Origin of the sequence: Pantoea sp. WEP (assembly GCF_041678305.1) — a bacterium.
Lineage (GTDB): Bacteria > Pseudomonadota > Gammaproteobacteria > Enterobacterales > Enterobacteriaceae > Pantoea > Pantoea dispersa.
In genome coordinates this window covers 533,408-557,984 of sequence record NZ_JBGNXB010000001.1, presented here as the reverse complement: position 1 = coordinate 557,984, position 24,577 = coordinate 533,408, and the positions used below count along the sequence as shown (strand labels likewise).

Here is a 24,577-nt window from a genome sequence, read left to right as displayed (position 1 = left end):
TCATGATGAGGGTTCCTCTGACGATTGCTGGATTAACTCTTTCAGATGGCCGGACTGCAGGTCATACACGCAGCCAAATACATCCAGCTGCTGTCCGGCCTGCCAGGCCTGTTGCACCGGCTCGCAGCGCACCAGCTGGCTAAACTGGGCGATAACATTGGCTTCAACCAGCCGGTTAAGCTTGCTGCTCTCCTCTTCCTGCGCGGGACTGGCGTGATACGCCACTAATCCCTGCTGCAACGCGCGGCGCAGCGCGGCAATGCGCCTGGCGAGCGCCGAATCCTCCTGTGCTAACGGGCTGGCAGGCAGACCCAGCGCCGCCTGCACGCCGCCGCAGCCGTAGTGACCGCACAGCACAATGCGCTCGACGCCGAGATAAAAAATCGCGTACTGCAGCACGCTGAGAAAGTTGTCATCATCGGGTAGTACCATATTGGCGATATTGCGGTGCACGAATAGCTCGCCCGGATGTGAGCCGGTCAGCACTTCTGCCGGTACGCGACTGTCGGAACAGCCGATCCACAGGGAGTGGGGTTTCTGCTGATGCAGATATTGTTCAAAGTAATCTGGATTACGCTCGCGGCGCTGGAGTGCCCAACTGCGATTTTTCGCTAATAAGGGTTTAAGGGTCGTCACAATTATCTTCTCTCTGTATCCGCAAATAGCGCTTCCGGGCAAATAAATGCATGGCGCAGCACGGTTTTAGCGTTCTGAGGCAGGTGAATACGGCGCTTTCTCACAGAAATTGGTTATAGACGCTTATGAATTGATTTGCACCAGGAATATTTCAACCAGGCAGAAGAAGCGACCTTATGTAAAATAAGTGTCAGCAAATGTCATGGCAAAGTAAGTTAATGCAAGTGACGCAAAAAGAGAGCCCCTTATTAAAAACCAATATAATCAGCTTATTAAAATTAGTTTTTAAACCGCCTTTCGGATGCGCTGACAAATATATACACGTAAAACTTTTGCGCCTTTACGCTGGTATGGTGGATTACGCTCTGCTCGCTGAGAAAAATCCTAATTACTAAATTTATGAATAGTGTTATCAGCTGGTTTTAACGTTATTTGCGGTGATATTTCACTGAAGGCGGCGGAAAGATTAAGTAAGAGATCGGGAAAATGATAAGCAGAATAATAATTACAAAGAAACGTAAATATCACTGGCGCTGACTGCCTGCGATAAGCGCCCGCCAGGGCAGGCGCTATTTCGCTTGACGAATTATTTACCGTTCCAGGCTTTCATGCGGGATTCACGCACCTGCAGCTGCTGTTCCGGGGTTAACTTATTGTAGTTTTCAGCCATGCCGCTCTCCCAGTCGCCGTACAGTGGATTTGGCAGCACAATGAACTGGGTGCCAAAACGCTGATGGTTGAGCGTGACAAACTGCTGGCGCTGCGCGTTGCCCTGATGCCAGGTGGCACCGCCGAAGTCATTCAGGTTATCGCCAATATACAGCACCACGTTGTAGCCGGCATTTTTAATTGCGTCGAAACGCGCCTGTTTATTGGAGTTACCGGTGCTGAGACGCACGGTTTTGTCGCTTACGCCGCTGAAGCCCAGCTTGTTGAGATTATCGACCGTAGCCGCGTAGTCTTTCTGATCGCGGTTCGAGACGTAGAACATGGTGCCGCCGTGGCTATTCACGTAGTTGGCAAATTCGACGGCACCGGGCACTGCGGTCGCCTGGCGCGCCTGCGTCCACGCTGACCAGGTTTTCCCGGAGAACGGCTGGCCATTTTTTGCCTGCCACGCGCTGTAGGCGCTGTTATCGATCATGGTTTCATCCAGATCAACAATCACCGCTTTGGGTTTGCCGGTGAGCGAAGGAGCGTTATCAAACGCCATGCGTGCCGTGTTGAACGCCTGCCAGCTCAGCGCCTGATACTCGCCAGACTGCTGGAACCAGTTGACTGCCAGCACCGACTGCTGACCAAGTTGCTGCTGAGCCAGCTGTTTTTGCGGTTGGGCACAGCCGGTGAGCGTCAGGGCAATCAGGCCCGCCGCGGCCAGCCAGGAGGTGTTTTTCATCATGTCGTCCTTAAGTGATTATGGTCAGTTTTTGTAAAGCTTTAAAAATGTAGCAGTTAACGTAAGCTGTGGGCAGAGGAAAACCGGGGTCAGGTCACAGGAGACACTTATGGATAATCGCGGGCCGCGCTCGGCGCTGCTGGAGAGTCAACGCTGGCTGGAGTATGCCTTTCAGCCTGCCGGTCAGCCGGCACCGGCCGCTGCGGCGTACGGACAGCAGCGGCACAGCGCAAAAGTGGTGCTGGCCGGGCAGAACCGGCCGCCGAAAAGTTGTGAATCCGATGGGGTGATCAGTGACGATCATCAGCCGGTTGCGGTTTACACCGCTGACTGTCTGCCGGTGCTGTTTGCCGATGTGAAAACGCATCAGGTGGCGGCGGTGCATGCCGGCTTGCAGGGTACGCTCGGCGGCGTGCTGAGCAGTGCCCTCGATCGGCTGCTGGCGGGTGGCGCGACGCCGGCATCCCTGCTGGTGGCGATCGGTCCGGCGATCGGCCCGTGCTGCTACGAGCTGGGCGTTGATCGCATCGCACAGATGCAGCAGCGCCCGGACCTGCCGGCGCTACGCTGGTCACAGCAACAGCCGCATAATCCGCAGGCGATCCGACCTCAGGCACAGGCGCATCATCAGGGAGTATGGTTTGATTTGCCTCAGCTGGCGCAGAGCCTGCTGTTACAGCGCGGCATCCCGGCGGCGCAGATTGATCGCGTGGCGGTGTGTACTTATTGCATGGCGGAGGCGGGTTCGAGCTATCGCTATAACACCCATTTTGACAGCGGCTATCAGTCACGTTTCTCGTGGATTCGCCGCCGCGCGTAAGCACGCTTCACCTCCCTGTGAAGCGCAGGCCTTAGTGAATGATGGCGTTAAGCGCCAGCACACCGGCGAGGCCGAGGATGGAGATCAGCGTTTCCATTACCGTCCAGGTTTTCAGGGTTTCAACCACGCTCAGGTTGAAATAGCCTTTGAACAGCCAGAAACCCGGATCGTTCACGTGCGAAGCGATCACGCTGCCTGAACCAACCGCCAGCACCATCAGCGCCGGATCGGTATGGGTAGCGGCAATGATCGGCGTCACGATGCCGGCGGTGGTGATCGCCGCGACCGTGGCCGATCCCAGCGCGATGCGCAGCATTGCCGCCACCGTCCAGCACATCAGCAGCGGTGACAGCGACGATCCTTTCATCAGATCGGCGATGTAATTACCGACACCGCTATCCACCAGCACCTGCTTAAAGGCGCCGCCGCCGGCAATGATAAAGACGATCATGGCGATGGCGGCAATCGAATCGCCACACATATCCATCACCTGCTCCATTTTGCGCCCGTTACGCAGACCGAGGGTGAACACTGCAATTACCACGGCGATAAACAGCGCCACCGCCGGGTTGCCGATAAATTCAAAGAACTGGCGCAGCGCATTCTCTTTCGGCATCGTCAGTTCGCAGACTGCCGCAATCGCCATCAGCACCACCGGAATCACCGCGGCAAAGATGCTGATAAAGAAGCCCGGCATCTCCTCTTCAGTGAAGATTTTAGGGTTATACAGCCCTTCCGGCGGCGACTTTTCGAAGCTTTTGAGAAATTTTGAAAAAATCGGGCCAGCAATGATCACCGTCGGGATGGTAATGATCAAGCCGTACAGCAGCGTGGTGCCGAGATTGGCACCAAAGATGGTGGCAATGGCGGTTGGGCCGGGATGCGGCGGCAGGAAGCAGTGCGTCACCGACAGAGCTGCCACCATTGGCACGCCGACGTACAGCAGCGGCAGTCCGGCTGCCGCAACGATGGTGAACACCAGCGGGAGCAACAGTACAAAACCGACTTCATAGAACATCGCCAGACCGACGATCAGTCCGGTGACCACCAGCGCCCACTGCAGCCGCTGTTTACCGAACGCGGCAATCAGCGTGGTGGCCACCCGCTGGGCAGCGCCGGTATCGGACACCAGCCGCCCGAGCATGGCACCAAAGCCGAGGATCATCGCCAGGCCGCCGAGCGTGGAACCAATGCCTTTCTGAATCGAGGCCATCACATTGAGCGGCGTCATGCCTTCGGCGATACCTACCACCGCCGAGACAAACACCAACGCAATGAAGCCGTTGACCTTGAAGACAATCATCAGAACCAGCAGCAGTATCACACCCAGCACAATTATGGTTATTGGCATTTTTTATTATCCTTAGGAAGACAGAGGGGTGTTTAAGGTTTAGGCGCGCGCCGGCAATTACGCCAGCCGCGCACGGCATTACACGGCGACGCGCATACCGCCATCAACAAACAGCAGATGGCCATTGACGAAATCAGATGCGCCCGATGCCAGGAACACCGCCGCGCCAATCAGCTCTTCCGGCTTGCCCCAGCGCGCAGCCGGCGTACGTTTGGTCAGCCAGCCGGTGAAGGCCGGATCGTCAGCCAGCGTCTGGGTCATCTCGGTGACGAAATAGCCCGGCGCAATGGCGTTAACCTGAATATTGTGGCGCGCCAGCTCCACGCACATGCCGCGCGTCAGCATGGTGACCGCGCCCTTGGAGGCGGCATACGGCGTGATGGTGTCGCGGCCCAGTTCGCTCTGCATCGAGCCGATGTTGATGATTTTTCCGCGCTGACGCTGCACCATTCTTTTCGCCACGGTTTGTGACACCAGAAACACCGCTGTCTGGTTGACGGCAATCACGTCGTTCCAGTCCTGCTCAGGAAACTCGAGAAACGGCCGGCGGCGCTGAATGCCGGCATTGTTCACCAGGATATCAATCGCGCCCCACTGACTTTCAATCTCCTCCACCGCCTGCTGAACCTGCGCCGACTGCGTGACGTCAAAGGCCTTCGCCCGTGCGTGATAACCCAGCTCGCGCAGCTTCGCCGCGCCCTGCTCTGCGCCGCCCTCGGTAGTGGCGTTGATGATCACTTCCGCACCCGCCTCCGCCAGACCGCGCGCCAGCAGAAAACCGATGCCGCGCGCCGAACCGGTGAGCAGCACACGCTTGCCCGCCAGGGAAAATAGCTGACTCATACTGACTCCTTAAAACGTTAACTGGACTTTCGCCGCCCGGGTTTTATCTCCGGCAAACTGCAGCGCCGCGTCGATATCCTGTAAGTCATATTCTCCGCTGAACAGCGGCAGCGGATTGACCACGCCGCGTGCCAGCCAGTCAACCGCCGTGTTGAATTCGTGGGTGAAACGGAAAGAACCGACCAGATTGATCTCTTTGGCGATCAGCGTCATCAGCGGGAAATCCGGAATCGTGCCGCCCATGCCAACCTGTACCAGCGTGCCTTTGGCGCATACCACGTCGAGACAGCGCTGCAGCGAAGACGGATGGCCGGAAGCCTCGAAAGCGACATCGAAGAAGCCTTTATCTGCAAGGTAAGGCGTGAAATCACCGTCAGCAGCGTGGATCACCCCGGTCGCGCCCATCTGCTGCGCCAGGCTGAGCGAGCGTTCGCTGATATCGCTGCAAATAATCTCCGCGGCTCCGCGGGCTTTGGCAGCGGCGGCAATCAGACAGCCAATCGGCCCGACGCCGGAAATGAACACGGTTTTGCCGCTCAGATCGCCCGCCTGCTGCGTGGCGTGGATGCACACAGCCAGCGGTTCAGCAAACACCATTACGCTGTCATCGGCCTCCTGCGGAAACGGCACGCACTGCGCGCTATCGACCACCTTGTATTGCGTGAAGCCGCCATCCACGTGCGGCAGATACATGGCGCTGCCGAAAAAGCGCATTGAGGTGCACTGATTTTGCTGCTCGCGCAGGCAGTATTTACAGCTGCCGCACGGCTTTGAGGGATTGACCGCCACTTTTTGATTGGGCTGGAGCTGCGGATCGTCGCTCTCCACCACGTAGCCGATCACTTCATGACCGAGGATCATCGGCATCTTCACTTCGAAGCTGCCGACTTTACCTTCCTGATAGTAATGCAGATCGGACCCGCAGATGCCGCCGCGCGTGATGCGCACCAGCGTGCCGGTGCCGTCCCACTGCACCTGCTGCTGTGCGACGCTGACCTGTTTTTTGCCGGTAATGACGCAGGATTGCGTTTCAATGTTCATCGTAGCCCCTTCAGTGCTGTAGCAATGGGGGCTATCACAGCGGGATACGGCCGGCGAAACTGTGACGAACATCACTCAAAGCGATGTTACAAAACGGCTGTTACCGGGAACGTGATGCAGAGAGTCGGAAAAGCAGACGGCGGCCATCCCTGACCGCCTTAAACAGGGATTAGCTGCCCGACATCAGGTCGTGGCTGTATTTGAACAATTCCGAATCTGAGCGCAGGCCGAGCTTTTTCAGCGCCGACTGCTTTTGTCCGCTGACGGTTTTGCGGCTGCGTTTAAACTTCACGGCAATTTGCGACACGCTGAGCCCATCCAGAAAACAGCGCACCACTTCTACTTCGCGCGGGCTGAGGGTTTTGACCTTCTCATACATATTGCCTTTGCTGGAGAGATCGAGGTTTTCGTTGATGGCGTCTTCATTCATCACGTAGAGGTTTTCCACCTCGTACGCCACTTCCTGCGACAGGAATAGCCGCCCCTGCGCCACCTGACGAATTGCCTGGACGATCTCCTGCATATTGTGGCTCTTTCCAATAAAGCCTTTAACGCCGGCGCTCAGCACCATTTTGACAATCGCCGGACTCTCCATGGACGATGAGATCAAAATCTTTTGCTGCGGATAGTGATTTCGCAGCTGTTTCACCAGGGCCAGGCCATCCAGTTCACGCTCGCCCAGCAAAAAGTCCAGCACCAGCACATCCACCGTGGTGCTGCGCAGCTGACTAAACAGTTCATTACTTGAAGACCAGGTCCCGACCAGATGAATATCGGGTTCGTGTTTCAGGCATAACTCGAAAACGGTACGAACCATCGGGTGATCATCAAGGACAGCGACACGCACCTGTTTATTATGTGCATATACCATTCTTTTATTCCTTTATTACAGTCTCAATTTTGTCCAGTACTGATAACCACACCAGTGAAAATGACCTGAAAGTATGCGCTGACCGCTGCCGGGAAAATCGCCTGCAACGGTTTAAACCAAACGTCACCAGGTTAACAAAAATTAGAATTTTGCTTACGCGTTTAACTTATTACCGCTAATTAAAAGGTAGTTTTACCGGATGAATGGACAGCAGCGGTTAGCGGCCCCGGAAAAACTGCGAAAATTCTGACGTAACTCTGCGAATGGACCACATAAGAATTGTCTTGAAAGGTCATTTTATGGATAAACCGTTGAAATTTTTGAAATCAAAGTAAAAGCAATATCTAAAAAAAACCGAGAATGTTAATAATAAGTTAAACATTCGAGAATGGTCGCAAAATATCCTTAATGCGGCATTAGATCAGGCAGGCGGGAAAAATCTCTTTATACTCCTTTTCCCTTATCGGCATTAATGACTTTATTTTCTTCAGGAACGCACGGTGTTTAATCCTGTTAATTTCATCCGTCTGGCGGGCGTGGTCCTGTTTATTTTTTTTTGCGGCGCGCTGCAGGCGCAGGTCAAACCTTTGCAGCTTTTAGCGCGTTACGATACCGCACAGCCCGCTCTGCAGCTGGCTGAGCCCATCTCTTCTGCCTTTCGAAATAAAGTGATTAAAGTCGCAGTGGCCGGTAAATCACAGCCACCGATATATATGGATACCGATACGCGCCGCTTCGAAGGCCTGAGCGCCGACTACCTGTCGCTGATTCAAAGCATGCTGGAGACCAGCATTGAGCTTTATCACTTCCCCAGTCATAGCGCCGCGCAGCAGGCGGTACTGCAAGGCGAAATGCATATGCTGGCGATTTACGTCGCCCAGCCGTCGTCACAGTCGCAGCCGCTGCTGGCCAGCGCCCCGTGGATGCTGGATTACAGCGTGATGGGACTAAAGACCGACAGCGACCTTTTTCTCAATAACGGCATGCCCGAGCAAATCGCCTGGTCAGGCACGCCGCTGCAGCGCCAGTATCTGGAAGAGACATACGAAAACGCGCAGCTGGTGCGTTTCCCGGGCTACTATGATGCCGTCGCCGCCACCGTTTATGGTCAGACGGCGCGCGTCTGGGGAAATGCGGCGACGCTGACGCACCTCAACCGCTATCTGTTTGCCAACGCGCTCACTATTCTGGCCGATGAGCATACGATTCCGCTCAACGTCGGTTTCGGCATCAGTCCGCTGTATCCTGCGCTGGCCGACGCCATCAACCAGGCGCTGCCGCAGATTCCGCTTTCTATCCGCATGCAGATTGCCAAACGCTGGCAACTCGATCCCCATCATGTACTGCAACGTAATCCGCTGGCGCTGACCGCCGACGAAGAGCAGTGGCTGCAAAACAACATTCACATCGAGACCACCTTGCCGCTGGCACAGGCACCGCTCAGCAGCCGGACGCCAGCAGAACAGTTTCGCGGTATGGCGCCGGACGTGCTGGAGCTGATCACCAGCCAGACCGGCCTGAATTTTGTAGCGCACGCCAGCCATGAACACCCCGGCGGACGTCCTTTGCCAAAGCTGTTTCCGCTGGAAATTCTGGAGCCACAGTTCGAAGCACAACCGGCTCTGATTACGCGTCCGTGGCTGGTATCGCATTGGGTGATCATTCGCAATCAGCAGCCGGGAAACATTATGGCGCGCGACACCTTTCCGTTTGGTTCGGCGCTGATGCTAAAAAATTCGCTAATGAAAAGCTGGCTGCAGGAGCACTATCCGCACCTGTCGGTCAGCGATACCGATCGTCCGCTGGATGCGCTGCGCCAGCTGCTGGCGCGCAAGGTCGATGCGGTGATCGTGCCGAAAATTTTTGCCGACTACCATCTGCGCAACCATTTTGGCAGCGGGCTGATCGTCGAGGGTACACTGGGCGCCGATCCCGCGCGCTTTGTGATGCGCGTTGAGCCCGGCAATGAGACGCTGATCAGTATTCTCGATAAAGCGCTGCTGGCCATCCCACCGGAAACCCTGTTTAAGCTGATGGCGCAGTGGCGTCAGGCGGAACCGCCGTTTCTCAGCGGCTCGTGGCAGAACTATAAGCAAACGATTCTGCTGATTGTTTCGGTATCGCTGGGATTGATTCTGCTGATCCTGCTGTGGAACCACCATCTGCGCAAAGTGATTCAGCAGCGTATGCAGGCTGAGAATGCGCTGAAAAATCAGCTCAATTTTACCCACACGCTGTTTAATGACTCGCCGGTGGCGATGTACATTCGCGATAAGCAAACGCGGCTGGTGGATTGTAATAATGCCTATCTGCGCTTTTTGCACATCAAACGCGACGAGGTAATTGGCAAACGACTGTCGGACGTGTTCAACACCAATAACGCCAGCATTCACACTATCGAAGATGGTTACCAGCAGACGCTGCTGGATGGTGAAGCGGTAATGCGCGACGTCCAGCTGATGTTTGGCCAGCAGGCCTTCCATCTGTACCACTGGACGCTGCCGTTTCGCGATCGGCTGGGGGAAGTTGCCGGGGTGATCGGCGGCTGGGTCGATGTTACCGAGCGTAACGCGCTGCTGCAGGAGCTGCAGCTGGCCAAGGACACCGCAGACAAAGCCAACCGCTCCAAAAGTGAGTTTCTCGCCAGCATGAGTCATGAGATCCGCACGCCGCTGCACGCCATCATTGGTCTGCTGGAGCTGGAAACCCGCTCGCAGCCGTGTGAGACGCTGTCCGAAAATATTCGCGTCGCCTACAGCTCGGCGCGCGCGCTGCTGTCGCTGATCGGCGATATCCTCGATCTGTCGAAGATCGAATCTGGCCAGTATCAACCCACGCCGGAAACCGTTTACCTGCCGGATGTGATCGATCAGGCGGTGACGCTGTTTCGCAACAAGGCCGAAAGCAAAGGGATCGATCTGCGCGTAGAGATGGACATCGCGGCCTACTGGGTACAGACCGATCCGCTGATGATCAACCAGATCCTGTCTAACCTGTTGAGTAACGCCATTAAATTTACCGATCGCGGCAGCGTAACCGTGGTGCTGATGCAGGGGATTGGCCAGGAAGAGGAAGGTTGTGAGTTCGTCATTGAAGTGAGCGATGACGGCTGCGGCATGACCGAGGAGCAGCAGCAGGCGATCTTTGAGCCATTTGTCCAGGTCGGTGAACGTCAGCAGCAGCAGATTGGCACCGGTCTTGGCCTGAGCATCTGCCGCAATCTGGCAGAGCTGCTGGATGGCGAACTGATTGTGGAGAGTACGCCAGGTGAAGGATCGGTGTTCTCCTTCTACTTCCGCGCGCCGGCCGGCGAACCGCGCGATCAAACCCAACCGCATCTGTCACAGCCGCTGGTCACCGACAAGCTGTCGGTGCTGGTGATTGATGATCATGCGCCTAATCGCCTGCTGCTGGGTAAACAGCTGGAGCTGGCGGGCCATCAGGTGGTGGTGAGCGAAAGCGCCGTCGAAGCGCTGAAGCTGTGGCAGCAGGATCCGCTGCGTTTTGACCTGATCATTACCGACTGCAATATGCCCGGCATGAACGGATTTGAATTTGCCCAGGCGCTGCGCCAGCATGAACGCCACCATCATCTGCCGCCGATCACGCTATACGGCCTGACCGCCTCCGCCGAGCAGCACATCATGCAGCGCTGCCTGCAGGCTGGCATGAACGACTGTCTGTTTAAGCCGCTGAATCTGGATACGCTGCTGGCACAAATCACCCACTGTCCGCGCCGCACGCCAAACGCGCCTGACAGCGAGGCTGCCGCCGGCGTGACCGGGCAACCTGCTGCTGACATCCCCGCTGCCGCGCTGCCGGCCCCTGTGGCGGTTCCGACTTTTGCGCCGCTGCTGATGCAACTGGCTGAGCGCGATCCTGCCAGCTGCATCACCCTGCTGGAAAGTATTCGCACCAGCCACGATGAATTGCTGGCGGCGCTGCAGCAAACCACTGATGCTCACGCGCTGTCACAGCTTGGCCATAAGCTGAAAGGCGGTGCCAGCATTCTTAATGCCAGCGCGCTGATGGAGCTGGGGCGCAAGCTGGAGAAACACCAGCAGGAAGGGCACGATGTCGCGCGACTGATTGCCGCCATCGCGTGCGAGATAAATACCGTCAATGAAACATTAATTATCTTTGAACAATATCGGCTGAAAAATCAGCAGGTTTTATAAAAACATAATCTTATCAAGACATTTCTCGGTTCGCCGGGATAAGCCGCCAGACATAATGTCCGCCAGCGCCATCATATCGGTGTCGTAAAAGGGAGATCTATGTTTAATGCAAAAATTCTCATCGTTGATGAGCATCGCCTTGTTGCGGCTGGGGTGCAGGCTTTATTATTAATGAATGGCTTTAATTGTGTCACTACAGCAAACACAATTAATGATGGTATTGACGATGTTATTCATCAGCACATCGACATCCTGATTTTAGATCCTGATTTCAAAGAAAAAAATGGCATCGCCTTTTTACGCGATATCGTAAAATCTAAAACCTGGATGAAAGTCATTCTGCTCAGTCAGAGCAGTAACAATCACCTGCTTATACAATCGCTTAGTCAGGGCGCTAACGGTTTCGTGTCGAAATACGATCCGATTCAGACGCTGATCGCCGCCATTGGCTGCGTATTTAACAATGTAAATTATCTGCCCGGCGATATTCTTGACCGGCGCCAGCGCTATGTTAATGAACAGGATATGCTGTCGCGCCTGACCGAGCGGGAAACGCTTATTTTACGTCAGCTGGCGCAGGGAAAATCCAATAAAATCATTGCCTGTGAATTAGGATTAAATAACAAAACCATCAGTACTTATAAAACTAAAATTTTTCAAAAGCTCGAATCAAAGAATCTGGTCGATATTATCGAACTGGCACGGCGAAACGGTGCCTGCTGAAGCCAAAATCAAGACCAGTCTTGCGGATTAATTCGACTGAGGCATGGCATCATCACCTCGTCCTCACCCGGGATTGTTATAGAGATTGAGTCATACAGGAATTTATAACCACAGAGCTAATTTATTAGCCCAATCTTCATGCCATTACAGGGCGCGCAGGTTTCTTCCCGTGCCTGGCGAAAGTGGTCCGATACTTTCGTCTGCGACTTGCCGCCCTGCTTTTTTTTGATGTTTCTCACAGGCTGAGCGCCGCAAATTTCCAGCCCGCACTTTTCCCGCTAGAGTTCACTCATCCGACCACTCACTGAGTAAGTGATCATGACTGAGCGTTATCCGCATCTGTTTGCCCCGCTGGATCTGGGCTTTACGCAACTGAAAAACCGTTTCCTGATGGGCTCAATGCACACCGGTCTGGAAGAGCATGCCGATGGCGCTCAGCGCCTCGCTGCCTTCTACGCCGAGCGCGCCCGGGAAGGCGTTGCGCTGATTGTGACCGGCGGCATCGCGCCCAATGCGCAGGGTGTGGTGGCGCAGGGCGGAGCCATGCTCACAGACGAAACCCAGTGCGGCTGGCACCGCCAGATAACCGATGCGGTACATGCTCAGGGGGGCAAAATTGCGCTGCAGATCCTGCACGCCGGACGTTACAGCTATCAGCGCGATCTGGTGGCGCCCTCGGCGTTACAGGCGCCCATCAACCCGTTTACACCGCAGGCACTGAGCGAAGCGCAGATTGAACAAATCATCGCGGATTTCGCGCGCTGCGCCCGGCTGGCGCAGCTGGCCGGTTACGACGGCGTCGAAATCATGGGTTCGGAAGGCTACCTGATTAATCAGTTCCTGGTCGCCCATACCAATCAGCGCGACGACGGCTGGGGCGGTGATGTGGCGCGGCGGCAGCGCTTTGCACTGGAAGTGACGCAGGCGGTGCGCGCCGCCGTCGGTGATGCCTTTATTATTATTTTTCGCCTGTCGATGCTCGACCTGGTGAATAACGGCAGCTCGCTGCAGGAGACGCTGCAGCTTGCCACGGCGCTGGAGCAGCGCGGCGTGACGCTGTTCAACAGCGGCATTGGCTGGCATGAAGCACGCATTCCCACCATTGCCACCTGCGTGCCGCGTGCCGGTTTCGCCTGGGTCACGCAGCATCTGCGCCAGCACGTCAGCGTACCGGTTATCGCCACCAACCGTATCAATCATCCTCAGGTAGCGGAGGAGATTGTGCGCGACGGTATTGCCGACATGGTGTCGATGGCGCGGCCATTTCTTGCCGATGCCGCGTTTGTCAGCAAAGCGCAGGCGGGCCAGCCCGACGCCATCAATACCTGCATCGCCTGTAATCAGGCCTGTCTCGATCAAATCTTTGCCGGCAAGGTCACTTCCTGCCTGGTCAATCCGCGCGCCTGTCATGAAACGCTGATGCCGGTCATCGCCGCCGCGCAGCCAAAACGGCTGGCGGTGGTGGGTGCCGGTCCGGCCGGTATGGCGTTCGCGCTGCAGGCGGCGCAGCGCGGCCATCGCGTCACCCTGTACGAAGCCGATGCGCAGATAGGCGGCCAGTTCAATATTGCCCGCCAGATCCCCGGCAAGGCGGAGTTCAGCGAAACGCTGCGCTATTTCCGTCATCAGCTGGCAGCCGCAGGCGTTGAGCTGTGCCTGAATCATCGCGTCAGCGCCGACGAACTGGAACAGGCGGATGAAGTTATCATCGCGACAGGCATCACACCGCGCCAGCTGGCGATTCCGGGCATCGATCACCCCAGCGTGCTGAGCTATCTCGAGGTGATACGCGACAAAAAACCGGTTGGCCAGCGCGTGGCGATTATCGGTGCCGGCGGCATTGGTTTTGACACCGCGGAGTTTCTGCTGCAGCACGCCGCTCGCGAGGAAGACTTCTATCAAAGCTGGGGCATCGATCGCAGCCTGCAGGCGCGCGGCGGTTTAGTGCGTCCACAGCCGGCTCCTGCCGACCGCCAGATCTGGCTGCTGCAGCGTAAATCCGGCAAACCGGGCGCCGGACTGGCGAAAACCACCGGCTGGATCCATCGCGCCAGCCTGCAGGCGCACGGCGTGCAGATGTGGGGCGATGTGGAGTATCTGAAGATTGATGATGACGGGCTGCACCTGCGCCATCAGGGGGAAGCGCTGACGCTGGCGGTAGATAACATCGTGGTTTGCGCCGGTCAGGAACCGCTGCGTACGCTGGCGCAGGCGCTGGCCGCACGCGGCAAAGCCGTGCGGCTGATCGGCGGTGCCGACGTCGCGCAGGAGCTGGATGCACGGCGCGCCATTGCTCAGGCCACTGAGCTGGCGCTCAGCCTGTGATTAACGCAGCTTGACCGAACGCAGCACCACAAATTTGGCGTTAGAGGCCACCAGCTCGCAGTTGCCAAACAGCTTCTTCATTTTCTGATGATAGCCAAGGTGGCGGTTGCCGACGATGCGCAGCTCGCCGCCATACTGCAGGCAGCGTTTGGCGTCACGTAGCATCTGCCATGCCAGGTGGTCGGTCACCGCGTGCTGCTGATGGAACGGCGGATTGCACAGCACCGCATGCAGCCGGTCCGACGGAAAACCGCTCAGCACGTTGTTAACCCGAAACTGGCAGCGTGCCAGATCCTGTGGCCGGTTCAGCTCAACGTTAAGCTGGCTGGAAGCCACCGCCATGTAAGATTCATCGACGAACAGCACCTCGGCCTGCGGATTCTGTTCCAGCGCCTGCAGGCCGATCACGCCGTTTCCGCAGCCGAGATCGACGATTTCGCCTTCAATATTGTGCGGCAGATGTTGCAGAAAGAAGCGCGCGCCAATATCCAGCGCCGCGCGGGCGAACACATTGGCGTGATTGTGGATGTGATACGGCGTCTCGTCGAGCGGCCACACGGTGGTCGCCGGCACGTCCGCCAGTGCCGGAGCGCTGAAATGGCTGTAAATCAGACGCGCTTTTTTCCACGCCAGCGAGGTTTTGCTCTCACCGAGAATGCGTTCAAACAGCTGCAGCGTGGAATTATGGATATCTTTGGCTTTGCCGGCCGCCAGAATCAGGGTATCCGGCGTGACGACCGTCCGCAGCGCGCGCAGCTGGTGCTCAAGCAGCGCCAGCGCTTTAGGCAGCTTAATCAGTACCGCCGCCGGGGCAGCCGGCAACGGTGCCAGGCTATCAAGAAAGTGTACCGATGCTTCATCCAGACCGTTGAGACGCAGATTCTGCCGGGCGGCCTGCTGGCTGAGCCACGAGTCGCTGACGTGCCAGATTTCCCGATCGTTCAGCCCGCAGGTCAGCGCGCCAAAGCTGTCATTGAATACCAGCACCGGGCCTGCCGGCAGCGCCTGCTGCAGCAAATATTCATCTGCGGCGTCCCACGCCTGTAGCGGGCTCTCTTCGCGCATCGGCGGGAAGCGCTGAAGCGTCAGCGTGCGATCGGTCAGTTCAAGTTGGCTCATGGAATCTCCGGCGTGGTACACTTTGCGCGATTTTCGCCCTGAAAAGGGGGCGCAGTATACTGTCTTTCGTCGGGAATCCCAATGTCATTAATCTATCTGCAGGGTTACCCTGAAAACATCCTCGAACAGGTGCAAGTGCTGATTGATAATCAGCGATTAGCCGCCTTTTTGCAGCAGCGTTATCCCGATACGCACGACGTCGTCAGCGACCGCGCGCTTTATGACTACACGCAGGCGCTGAAAAACCGCTATATGCGCAGCGCGCCGCCGGTCAGCAAGGTCATCTGGGATAATAAAATCAAAGTGATGAAGCATGCACTTGGCCTGCATACCGCCATTTCCCGCGTACAGGGCGGTAACCTGAAAGCCAAGGCCGAAATTCGCATCTCGACCTTTTTCCGCCTCGCGCCGGAACCCTTTCTGCGCATGATCGTGGTGCACGAACTGGCGCACCTGAAAGAGAAAGATCACAGCAAAGCCTTTTATCAGCTGTGCTGCCACATGGAACCGGACTACCACCAGCTGGAGTTCGACGCGCGCCTGTGGATGACCGAACAGGCGCTGCGCGGCAACGCGGCCTAAAGAAACTCCTGCGCTTTCTGAATCAGACTGGTTTTGGTCAATGCGCCGAGGAAGCGACGCTCCTGCGCATTATTCAGCACCGGTAAACGCTCCAGCGTCACGCGCGCGAACGCCTCCCAGCCTTCACGCATGCTCTGGTGCTGGTAAATGCAGGGGAAATTATCATCCATCACGCTGCTGACCGGCGAATCCAGCGTGATCTCCTGTGCCAGCACTTTGCGCGAAATGTCATGAATTGATACTACGCCGAGAAACTGCCCGGCCTGATTAATGACGTAGACGTAGCGCTCGCGCTTGAGTGAACTCACCGCCAGCGCCTGCCCGACCGATTCCGCCGGCTGCAGCGCCGCGCCGGGGATGATCAGTTGATCAACCCGCATATTATCAAAATCATATTTCGCTTCTGAACGATTAAGGTGATGGCTTACCACCGGATAGGTGCTGGCGGACTGCAGCCGGTAGACCAGCATTGACGCCAGCACCGAGGCGATCATCAGTGGGAACAGCAGGCTGCTGTTGAGCGTCATCTCCAGTACCATCAGCATCGCCATCAGCGGCGCCTGACTGACCGCCGCCAGCACCGCCGCCATGCCCACCGCCGCATACAGCAGCGTATTGCCCACCGGCAGATGCAGCAGCACGCCAGTCTGCGCCAGCGCCACGCCGAGCAGCGCACCAATCAATAATGAGGGCGTGAACAGGCCGCCTACCGCGTTGGAGCCGACCGAGAGCGTGGTCGCCAGCATTTTCAGCACCAGCAGGCCGAGCAGACCGGCCAGCAGATAATTTCCTTCAATGATTTTCACGATCACTTCATAGCCGTTACCGAGGATATCGGTGGAGATCAGCGCCAGTAAGCCAACCGCAAAGCCGCCTGCGCCCAGCCTGAGCGGCAGCGAGCGCACGTGGCTAAACAACGCTTTGCTGCGCGCAATCAGCTTGATTAACAGCCAGCCCGCCACGCCCGCAGCAAACCCAATGATTACCGTCATCAGCAGGCTGGTGAGATCCATTTGAAACAGCGTGTCGGAGAGCGGATAGAGTGCGCTGCGAAAGCCCAGTGACCACATGGTCATTACCGCCACAGCCGAGGCGATAATCAGCGGAATCAGCCGCTGTAGCGCAGAGATACCAAACGCAATTTCCGCGACAAAAATCGCCGACGCCAGCGGGGCGTGATACACCGACGACAGACCGGCGGCGGCCGCCATCGCGACGATGTCACTGTTGCGCATATTGAGGGACGCTGGCAGCCAGCGCCCCAGCAGGCTGCCGCTCAGTGCCGACAGCTGCACCATCGGCCCCTCTTTACCAATCGACGCCCCGCTGCCGATACTGGCAATCGACGACAGCGCGCGAAACAGCGAGGTTTTGGTGGGCACCGCATCCAGCCGCGCGTTAATCACTTCAAGGTAATCGGTTTTCACCGTCTCCTGCTGCTCAATCGCCACCGCGTAGCGCAGGAACCAGCCGGCCAGCAGCCCGCCCGCCCCCACCAGCAGCGGCCAGAAGATCCACGGCCAGACGTGCATCGCGACCGTGATTTCGCTGTCGCTATGAAACAGCAGATGATTGATGAGATCGATGATGCCGCGAAACGCCAGCGTGACCAGCGAGGCCACCAGGCCCACCGGAATGGCGATCAGCAGTGTGGTCCAGTTCAGTGCGTGTTTGCTTCCGCTCACCCGGCGTCCCCGCATGTCGGTTAAAAAAGGGTTTGGCATCATCATATTGGAATGCGGATCGCAGGATCAAATTTCGCCTGCCTGCGCCGCCAGGGAACATGCTACTCTGCCGCTTTCAGAGTGCAGGAGAGCCAGCCGTGATACATTTTGCCATTGTGGGAACCAACTGGATCACCCGCCAGTTTATCGACGCCGCGCATGAGAGCGGCAAAATGAAACTGAGCGCCGTCTATTCACGCAGCCAGCAGCAGGCCGACGCCTTTGTCGCGGATTATCCCTGTCCGCTGACCTTTACCTCACTGGAGGCGCTGGCGGCAAGTCCGGAAATCGACGCGGTGTATATCGCCAGCCCCAATGCGCTGCACTGTGAGCAGGCGCTGCTGTTCATGTCGCACGGCAAACACGTCATCTGCGAAAAACCGCTGGCCTCTAACCTGCGTGAAGCTGAGGCGATGATTGCCTGTGCGCGTCAGCATCAGGTGGTGCTGTTTGAGGCGTTCAAAACCGCCAGTCTGCCGACGTTCCTGCGCCTGCAACAGGCATTGCCGCAGTTGGGCACGCTGCGCAAAGCGCTGTTCAACTACTGTCAGTACTCGTCACGCTATCAGCGCTATCTCGACGGTGAGAACCCGAATACCTTTAACCCGCGCTGGTCCAACGGTTCGATCATGGATATTGGCTACTACTGCCTCGCGGCTGCCGTTACCCTGTGGGGTGCGCCGCAGCAGGTGAAAGCTGAGGCCTCGCTGCTGGCAAGTGGCGTCGATGCGCACGGCGTGGTAGTGCTGGACTACGGCGATTTCGACGTCACGCTGCTGCACTCAAAAGTCAGTGATTCCCTGATTCCCAGCGAAATCCAGGGCGAAGCCGGCTCGCTGGTGATAGAGAAAATTTCCGAGTGCCAGCAGCTGCGCCTGATTCCGCGCGGCGGCGAGAGCCAGAACCTGACGCAGCCACAGCACATCAATACTATGCTGTATGAAGCAGAGACCTTTGCCCGGCTGGTGGAAACACGTCAGGTGGAGCACCCTGCGCTGGAGGTGTCACGCATTACCGCCCGGTTGCTGACAGAGATTCGTCGCCAGACCGGCGTGGTGTTTCCGGCGGATCGGAAAGAAGTGTAAATATTGCAAAATATTACAGCTCCCCCATTGAATCTGCTCGCGCTTGCACGTATGTTGGCGGCAGCAAAGGGGAGTAACTTGTAAGCTGACCGATCGTCATTACGATGCGTAGCGCATCCGGTCGTCAGGCAACCCGGAATTGATTCTGTGTTGTAAGTGAGACCTTGCCGGAAGGCGAGGTTTGCTTGCAGCTCTATAAAGCGGCTGACGTCTTCTGACTCAGCCGTTTTTCATTTTCAGGACAGGATACGACTATGCACTCTGTAGGCACACCGTTACTCTGGGGCAGCTTCGCTGTCGTCGTGCTCATCATGCTGGCGATCGATCTCTTCTTACAGGGACGACGCGGCGCACAAACCATGTCATTCAAACAGGCTGCCGTCTGGTCGCTGGTGTGGATCTCCGTTTCTCTGCTGTTTGCCGCCGCGTTCTGGTGGTATCTCGACGGCAGCGCCGGGCGCGAAGTCGCAACCGCGCAAACCCTGGCTTTCCTGACGGGTTACGTACTGGAAAAAGCGCTGGCGGTCGATAACGTCTTCGTCTGGCTGATGCTGTTCAGCTACTTCGCCATTCCGTCTAATCTTCAGCGCCGCGTGCTGATTTACGGCGTGCTGGGCGCGATTGTGCTGCGTACCATCATGATCTTTGCCGGCAGCTGGCTGGTCACACAGTTCAGCTGGATCCTCTACATCTTCGGCGCTTTTCTGCTGTTTACCGGCATCAAAATGGCCTTCGCTAAAGAGGGCGATGATGCTGCCGTCGGCGATAAGCCGGTGGTGCGCTGGCTGCGTAAGCATCTGCGCATGACCGATGAACTGCATGGCGAAAAGTTCTTCATCCGCAAAAACGGCGTGCTGTTTGCCACACCGCTGCTGCTGGTGCTGATTATGGTGGAGCTGAGCGATGTTATTTTCGCTGTCGACAGTATTCCGGCTATTTTTGCCGTCACTACCGACCCGTTCATCGTGCTGACCTCTAACCTGTTCGCCATCCTTGGCCTGCGCGCTATGTATTTCCTGCTGGCCAACGTGGCAGAGCGCTTCTCGATGCTGAAGTACGGTCTGGCGATCGTACTGGTGTTTATCGGTATCAAGATGCTGATCGTCGAGTTCTACCACATTCCGGTGGCGATCTCGCTGACGGTGGTCGGCGTGATTCTCGGCGGTACGCTGCTGATTAACGCCTGGGTAAACCACAGAAACGACCAGAAAGGCATCTCACGATAATCTTCTGCAGGGGCGCTAATCGCCCCTGCTTTGTTTCGCCAGCGCCAACCTTCGCGTTTCATATCTCTGTCACACTTCCTGTCATCAGCAGATCAAAAAACCGATCTGGCGCGCACCGGCAGAATTATCTCTTTTCTCGTCAGCTCTTTTCCTTATACTCCGCCGGGCAAACCGTTTGGCGCGGAGCAACCGCGCACAACACTCATACCGCGATAAAAAGACCGTAATATGCTAAATAATCTTCTTCGACCGCTGGGTGCGCTGTTCTCAGGAAGCCTGGTAAAACAAATCATGATCGGCCTGATTGCCGGCGTGGCGCTGGCGTGGCTTTCACGCGATGCCGCGCTGGCCGTCGGCCTGCTGGGTGAACTGTTCGTGCGCGCGCTGAAAGCCGTGGCACCGCTGCTGGTACTGGTGCTGGTGATCTCCTCGATTGCCAACCATCAGCAGGGGCAAAAAACCAATATTCGCCCGATCATTATGCTGTACCTGCTCAGTACCTTCTTCGCGGCGGTGGTCGCGGTGATTTTCAGCCATTTGTTCCCGCAGACGCTGTCGATGGACGTCGGCGCGACCGAAATTACCCCGCCGTCCGGCATCACCGAAGTGCTGCACGGCCTGCTGATGAGCATGGTCGCTAATCCGATTGAAGCGCTGATGAACGCCAATTACATTGGCATTCTGGTGTGGGCGATTGGTCTTGGCCTGGCGTTTCGTCATGCCAGCCCGAGCAGCAAAGCCTTCCTGAATGACGCGTCGAATGCTGCGACCTGGGTGGTGCGCTGTGTGATTCGCTGCGCGCCGCTGGGCATTTTTGGCCTGGTGGCATCGATTCTGGCCTCCACCGGCTTCGGTGCGCTGTGGCAATATGCCCACCTGCTGACGTTGCTGATTGGCTGCATGCTGATTATGGCGCTGGTGGTCAACCCGATGCTGGTGTTTCAGAAAATCCGCCGCAATCCTTATCCGCTGGTGTTTACCTGCCTGCGCGAAAGCGGCGTAACGGCGTTCTTTACCCGCAGCTCGGCGGCGAATATTCCGGTCAACATGGCGCTGGCCAAACGCCTGAATCTGGATGAAGATACTTATTCGGTCTCGATTCCGCTGGGCGCGACCATCAGCATGGCGGGCGCGTCAATCACCATTACCGTACTGACGCTGGCCGCGGTGCACACGCTGGGCATTGCCGTGGACGTGCCCACCGCTATTCTGCTGAGCCTTGTCGCCTCGCTGTGTGCCTGTGGCGCGTCCGGTGTGGCGGGCGGTTCGCTGCTGCTGATTCCGGTTGCCTGCAACATGTTTGGCATTCCTAACGATCTGGCGATGCAGGTGGTTGCGGTCGGTTTTATCATCGGCGTACTGCAGGATTCCGCCGAGACCGCACTCAACTCCTCAACCGACATTCTGTTTACCGCCGCCGTATGTCAGGCAGAAGCGGAACGTCAGCCGCGTACCGCCGGTTAACCCGTGTCGCGGCACCCACCGGTGCCGCGCTTTAACCGCTGCCGCTTTAAAGCGTCACGCCACTCTTGAAGATCGCCAGCTCGCGGAAATCATTGACTTCATTGCGCACCGGCTGGCCGTTCGCAATCGCCACAATAGTCTCAACAAACTCCGCCAGCAGCGTCTCCATGCTGGTGCCCTCCAGCAGTCGTCCGGCATTGAAATCAATCCAGTGCGGCTTTTTCTCCGCCAGCGGCGTGTTGGTGGCGATTTTCACGGTGGGCACGAAGCCGCCGTACGGCGTGCCGCGTCCGGTGGTAAACAGCACCATATGGCAGCCGGCTCCGGCCAGCGCGCTGGTGGCGACCGCATCGTTACCGGGCGCGCTGAGTAAATTGAGCCCCGGCGTGCGCAGCCGCTCACCGTATTTCAGCACATCCACCACCTGACTCTGCCCGGCTTTTTGCGTACAGCCCAGCGACTTCTCCTCCAGCGTGGTAATGCCGCCCGCCTTGTTGCCCGGCGATGGATTTTCATAAATCGGCTGCTGATGATCGATAAAGTAGCGCTTGAAGTCGTTAATCATCGCCACCGTTTTGTCGAAAATCGCCGCATCACGGCAGCGGCTCATCAGGATGCGCTCGGCACCAAACATCTCCGGCACTTCGGTCAGCACCGTGGTGCCGCCGTTGGCGATCATCTGGTCAGAGAAACAGCCGAGCAGCGGATTGGCGGTGATGCCGGAAAAGCCGTCCGAGCCACCGCATTCGAGACCAAACTTCAGCTCGCTCAGTTTGCCCGGCTGGCGGCGGTCGTGACGCATCACGTTGTAAAGCGCATGCAACCGCTGCAGGCCCGCTTCCACTTCATCATCCTGCTGCTGACACTCCATAAACTGCACACGTTCGCTGTCGAAGCCGCCCAGCGTGTCGCGAAAGATATCGACCTGATTGTTTTCGCAGCCGAGTCCAATCACCAGCACCGCGCCGGCATTGGGATGACGCACCATATTTTGCAGCATGGTGCGGGTATTTTCGTGATCCTGCCCCAGCTGTGAACAGCCGAAAGGATGGCTGAACAGGTGCACGCCGTCGATACCGGCCGCGTCGTCACTCTCCCGGAGAAAGCGTGACACAATCTGCCGGGCGATGCCGTTTACGCAGCCGACGGTCGGCAAAATCCACAGCTCGTTACGAATGCCAACCTCACCCGTGGCGCGACGATAGATCTGTACCTCACGATCCGCCGCCTGCGGTGGCAGCGTGAGGTGTTCCGGCTGGTATACGTACTCGTCGACATCGCTCAGATTGGTGCGCGCGTTGCTGGAGTGAATCAGCTCGCCGACGGCGATCGGCTGAGTGGCATGGGCAATCGGCAACCCATATTTAATCACCTGCTCGCCACTGTTGAGCGGTTGCAGCGCAAACTTGTGGCCGCGCCCGATATCCTGCTGCAGCGTAATCCGCTGTTCTGCGACGATAAGCTGGGTGCCGGCCGCCAGATCCTGCAGCGCGACGGCGACGTTGTCGCGTGAATGTATTTTGATTGCCTGTTGCATCGCGTTATCTCAGTTGGCTAAGGGCCGTCCGCATGCCGTGGACGAGAATGTTGTGCAGCTGCTGGCTGACCGCCGTAACCAGACCGGGCCGCTGGGTTAAATCTTCGCCCCAGTGCTGCGCGTCGCTCAGTACGTCGCTCACCAGCTGCTGCGGGGTGAGTTGATCGGTGAGGACCGCCGGCCACAGCCGGGCAAAACGCTGCAGCCAGTGCGCGTCATCCTGCAGCGGCCACTGCCGGTCATCCTGCTGGCCGCGATAAAACGCCAGCAGCGCGGCAAAGGCAAAGATGAGGCGCGGCGGCCAGTCGCCACCCTGCTGCTGCGCCTGCAACAGCGCCGGCAGCAGGCGCGTGCGGAATTTGGTCATGCCGTTGAGCGCAATCGCCAGCAGCGCATGGTGAATAAACGGATTGCGAAAGCGGCGCTGCACCGCATCGGCAAAGGCGTGCAGCTCGGCGCGCGGCAAATCCAGCGTCGGAATCACCTCTTCGCGCAGTAGCGCATCGACAAAAGCGGCCAGCTGCGCATCGTTCATGGCCTCACCCACGCTCGCCAGCCCGGCCTGAAACGCCACCGGCACCAGCGCAGTGTGCGCCCCGTTAAGGATCGCCACCTTCTGCGCTTTGTACGGCGTGATGTCATCCACCCGCCTGACGGCAGGCGCCAGCGCCGTCAGCTGCAGCTCATGCATCAGCGCATCCGGTCCCTGAAGCACCAGCTGGTAATAGCGCTCCCCGGCCACCAGATAGCGGTCGTCATAGCCCAGTTGGGCTGCAATCTGTGCGCCATCCGGCGGATAGCCGCTGACAATGCGATCCACCAGCGTGTTGTAAAAGGCGCAGTGCTGCGTCACCCACTGCGCAAAGGCCGCTGGCAGCTGCCACTGCTGGCAGTAACGCAGCACTAACGCGCGCAGCGTGTTGCCGTTATGGTCGATCAGCTCACACGGCACGATCAGCCAGCCTTTATCGGCGGCACCGGCAAAGTGCTGATAACGCGCCCACAAAAGCTGCGTCAGTTTGCCGGGAAACGACGACGCAGGTTGATCCTCCAGCCGATCCTGTTCGGCAAACACGATGCCGGCCTCGGTAGTATTGGAGAACACAAAACGCATCTGCGGTGCGTGTGCCAGAGCCAGGAATTCTTCGAACTGCTGATAAGGCTGGATTTCACGATTAAGGCTGCGGATCAGCCGGGTTTCACTGAGCGGTTGCCCCGCTTCATTCAGGCCGCGCAGCAGCGTGGTGTAGAGGCCATCCTGCTGATTGAGCGTCTCCGTCTGCATCCGGTTGCGCGGTCGCACCACCACCACGCCGGCATCGGTGCCCTGATGTTCATTGAGCCAGTCGAGCTGCCAGTCGATAAAGGCACGCAAAAAGTTGCCTTCGCCGAACTGGATCACGCGTTCGCTATAGCGTGCGCCGGGGAAATCGCGGCGGTTGAGTCGCAACATGTCGCTTCCTTGAAGATGAAATCGGTCAGCTAATGCGCAAAAGTTATCATACCAATTTCAGCGGCAGGGAGATTTGTTTGCCAACTGCGTCACATTATCCATCATTGCCATACGGCGAAAGCCGGCGTGCCGCTTATTTCCATCAACTTAAATATAAGTATATTCTATTAATTAAAGATAAAACCTGAGCAGGCGCGCAGGTT

Annotated in this window: 18 protein-coding genes; 8 read left to right on the top strand and 10 right to left on the bottom strand. The window is 57.4% G+C overall.

What is annotated here, in order from left to right; translation table 11 throughout:
* Positions 1–642: a carbonic anhydrase gene (locus ABVR31_RS02665; RefSeq protein ID WP_058771348.1), complete on the bottom strand. Its 642-nt coding sequence runs from the start codon at positions 640–642 to the stop codon at positions 1–3.
* 580 nt (positions 643–1,222) lie between these two features.
* Positions 1,223–2,032: a 5'-nucleotidase, lipoprotein e(P4) family gene (locus ABVR31_RS02660; RefSeq protein ID WP_372773956.1), complete on the bottom strand. Its 810-nt coding sequence runs from the start codon at positions 2,030–2,032 to the stop codon at positions 1,223–1,225.
* Positions 2,033–2,141: 109 nt separating this feature from the next.
* On the opposite strand from ABVR31_RS02660, the gene ABVR31_RS02655 reads away from it, so the two are divergent.
* Positions 2,142–2,852 carry a polyphenol oxidase family protein gene (locus ABVR31_RS02655; RefSeq protein WP_372771766.1) on the top strand — a complete coding sequence of 237 codons (711 nt, stop codon included), beginning with the start codon at positions 2,142–2,144 and terminating at the stop codon, positions 2,850–2,852.
* Positions 2,853–2,883: 31 nt separating this feature from the next.
* Here ABVR31_RS02655 and ABVR31_RS02650 read toward each other — a convergent pair whose 3' ends face one another.
* The 4 genes from ABVR31_RS02650 to ABVR31_RS02635 all read right to left on the bottom strand — a co-directional run bounded on the left by ABVR31_RS02650 (position 2,884) and on the right by ABVR31_RS02635 (position 6,958).
* A complete protein-coding gene (locus ABVR31_RS02650; RefSeq protein WP_058771315.1) occupies positions 2,884–4,203 on the bottom strand; it encodes a gluconate:H+ symporter in 1,320 nt (439 codons plus the stop codon).
* Between the two features lie 78 nt (positions 4,204–4,281).
* Positions 4,282–5,046, bottom strand: a complete 765-nt coding sequence (gene idnO, locus ABVR31_RS02645; RefSeq protein ID WP_058759836.1) for a gluconate 5-dehydrogenase — start codon at positions 5,044–5,046, stop codon at positions 4,282–4,284.
* Between the two features lie 9 nt (positions 5,047–5,055).
* Complete coding sequence (gene idnD, locus ABVR31_RS02640; RefSeq protein ID WP_058759837.1) at positions 5,056–6,087, bottom strand: L-idonate 5-dehydrogenase; 1,032 nt, start codon at positions 6,085–6,087, stop codon at positions 5,056–5,058.
* Between the two features lie 169 nt (positions 6,088–6,256).
* Positions 6,257–6,958 carry a response regulator transcription factor gene (locus tag ABVR31_RS02635; protein WP_058759838.1) on the bottom strand — a complete coding sequence of 234 codons (702 nt, stop codon included), beginning with the start codon at positions 6,956–6,958 and terminating at the stop codon, positions 6,257–6,259.
* A gap of 500 nt (positions 6,959–7,458) precedes the next feature.
* Between ABVR31_RS02635 and ABVR31_RS02630 the strand changes: the two genes are divergently transcribed.
* From ABVR31_RS02630 to ABVR31_RS02620, 3 genes are all read left to right on the top strand, one after another.
* On the top strand, positions 7,459–11,136 hold the full coding sequence (locus tag ABVR31_RS02630; protein WP_372771765.1) for an ATP-binding protein: 3,678 nt from the start codon (positions 7,459–7,461) through the stop codon (positions 11,134–11,136).
* Positions 11,137–11,235: 99 nt separating this feature from the next.
* A complete protein-coding gene (locus tag ABVR31_RS02625) occupies positions 11,236–11,859 on the top strand; it encodes a response regulator transcription factor (RefSeq protein WP_021509694.1) in 624 nt (207 codons plus the stop codon).
* 318 nt (positions 11,860–12,177) lie between these two features.
* Positions 12,178–14,184 carry an FAD-dependent oxidoreductase gene (locus ABVR31_RS02620; protein WP_372771764.1) on the top strand — a complete coding sequence of 669 codons (2,007 nt, stop codon included), beginning with the start codon at positions 12,178–12,180 and terminating at the stop codon, positions 14,182–14,184.
* Here the strand turns inward: ABVR31_RS02620 and rlmG are convergent, their stop codons facing one another.
* The gene (gene rlmG / locus ABVR31_RS02615; protein ID WP_150059466.1) at positions 14,185–15,303 is read right to left on the bottom strand and encodes a 23S rRNA (guanine(1835)-N(2))-methyltransferase RlmG; all 1,119 of its coding nucleotides are present in this window, start codon (positions 15,301–15,303) and stop codon (positions 14,185–14,187) included.
* 81 nt (positions 15,304–15,384) lie between these two features.
* Here rlmG and ABVR31_RS02610 point away from each other — a divergent pair, with 81 nt between their 5' ends.
* On the top strand, positions 15,385–15,885 hold the full coding sequence (locus tag ABVR31_RS02610; protein ID WP_021509697.1) for a M48 family metallopeptidase: 501 nt from the start codon (positions 15,385–15,387) through the stop codon (positions 15,883–15,885).
* Here the strand turns inward: ABVR31_RS02610 and ABVR31_RS02605 are convergent.
* Entirely contained in the window at positions 15,882–17,570 is a 1,689-nt protein-coding gene (locus ABVR31_RS02605) for a chloride channel protein (RefSeq protein ID WP_215481603.1), read from the bottom strand. The genes ABVR31_RS02610 and ABVR31_RS02605 overlap by 4 nt on opposite strands.
* A 137-nt stretch (positions 17,571–17,707) precedes the next feature.
* Between ABVR31_RS02605 and ABVR31_RS02600 the strand changes: the two genes are divergently transcribed.
* From ABVR31_RS02600 to sstT, 3 genes are all read left to right on the top strand, one after another.
* Positions 17,708–18,694, top strand: coding sequence for a Gfo/Idh/MocA family protein (locus ABVR31_RS02600; RefSeq protein ID WP_372771763.1), 987 nt, complete (start codon positions 17,708–17,710; stop codon positions 18,692–18,694).
* 254 nt (positions 18,695–18,948) lie between these two features.
* Entirely contained in the window at positions 18,949–19,920 is a 972-nt protein-coding gene (locus ABVR31_RS02595) for a TerC family protein (RefSeq protein WP_325924634.1), read from the top strand.
* Positions 19,921–20,148: 228 nt separating this feature from the next.
* A complete protein-coding gene (gene sstT / locus ABVR31_RS02590; RefSeq protein ID WP_031280144.1) occupies positions 20,149–21,384 on the top strand; it encodes a serine/threonine transporter SstT in 1,236 nt (411 codons plus the stop codon).
* 46 nt (positions 21,385–21,430) lie between these two features.
* Here sstT and ABVR31_RS02585 read toward each other — a convergent pair whose 3' ends face one another.
* Both ABVR31_RS02585 and ABVR31_RS02580 read right to left on the bottom strand, forming a co-directional pair.
* The gene (locus tag ABVR31_RS02585) at positions 21,431–22,921 is read right to left on the bottom strand and encodes a UxaA family hydrolase (RefSeq protein ID WP_152390411.1); all 1,491 of its coding nucleotides are present in this window, start codon (positions 22,919–22,921) and stop codon (positions 21,431–21,433) included.
* A gap of 4 nt (positions 22,922–22,925) precedes the next feature.
* Positions 22,926–24,374, bottom strand: a complete 1,449-nt coding sequence (locus ABVR31_RS02580) for a tagaturonate reductase (protein ID WP_372771762.1) — start codon at positions 24,372–24,374, stop codon at positions 22,926–22,928.
* Between the last annotated feature and the right edge of the window lie 203 nt (positions 24,375–24,577).

Coding starts and splice junctions, on each gene's coding strand:
- idnD (WP_058759837.1), bottom strand. CDS start 6,087: ATGAACATTGAAACGCAATCCTGCGTCATTACCGGCAAAAAACAGGTC.
- ABVR31_RS02650 (WP_058771315.1), bottom strand. CDS start 4,203: ATGCCAATAACCATAATTGTGCTGGGTGTGATACTGCTGCTGGTTCTG.
- sstT (WP_031280144.1), top strand. CDS start 20,149: ATGCTAAATAATCTTCTTCGACCGCTGGGTGCGCTGTTCTCAGGAAGC.
- ABVR31_RS02660 (WP_372773956.1), bottom strand. CDS start 2,032: ATGAAAAACACCTCCTGGCTGGCCGCGGCGGGCCTGATTGCCCTGACG.
- rlmG (WP_150059466.1), bottom strand. CDS start 15,303: ATGAGCCAACTTGAACTGACCGATCGCACGCTGACGCTTCAGCGCTTC.
- ABVR31_RS02620 (WP_372771764.1), top strand. CDS start 12,178: ATGACTGAGCGTTATCCGCATCTGTTTGCCCCGCTGGATCTGGGCTTT.
- idnO (WP_058759836.1), bottom strand. CDS start 5,046: ATGAGTCAGCTATTTTCCCTGGCGGGCAAGCGTGTGCTGCTCACCGGT.
- ABVR31_RS02655 (WP_372771766.1), top strand. CDS start 2,142: ATGGATAATCGCGGGCCGCGCTCGGCGCTGCTGGAGAGTCAACGCTGG.
- ABVR31_RS02610 (WP_021509697.1), top strand. CDS start 15,385: ATGTCATTAATCTATCTGCAGGGTTACCCTGAAAACATCCTCGAACAG.
- ABVR31_RS02595 (WP_325924634.1), top strand. CDS start 18,949: ATGCACTCTGTAGGCACACCGTTACTCTGGGGCAGCTTCGCTGTCGTC.
- ABVR31_RS02585 (WP_152390411.1), bottom strand. CDS start 22,921: ATGCAACAGGCAATCAAAATACATTCACGCGACAACGTCGCCGTCGCG.
- ABVR31_RS02625 (WP_021509694.1), top strand. CDS start 11,236: ATGTTTAATGCAAAAATTCTCATCGTTGATGAGCATCGCCTTGTTGCG.
- ABVR31_RS02580 (WP_372771762.1), bottom strand. CDS start 24,374: ATGTTGCGACTCAACCGCCGCGATTTCCCCGGCGCACGCTATAGCGAA.
- ABVR31_RS02635 (WP_058759838.1), bottom strand. CDS start 6,958: ATGGTATATGCACATAATAAACAGGTGCGTGTCGCTGTCCTTGATGAT.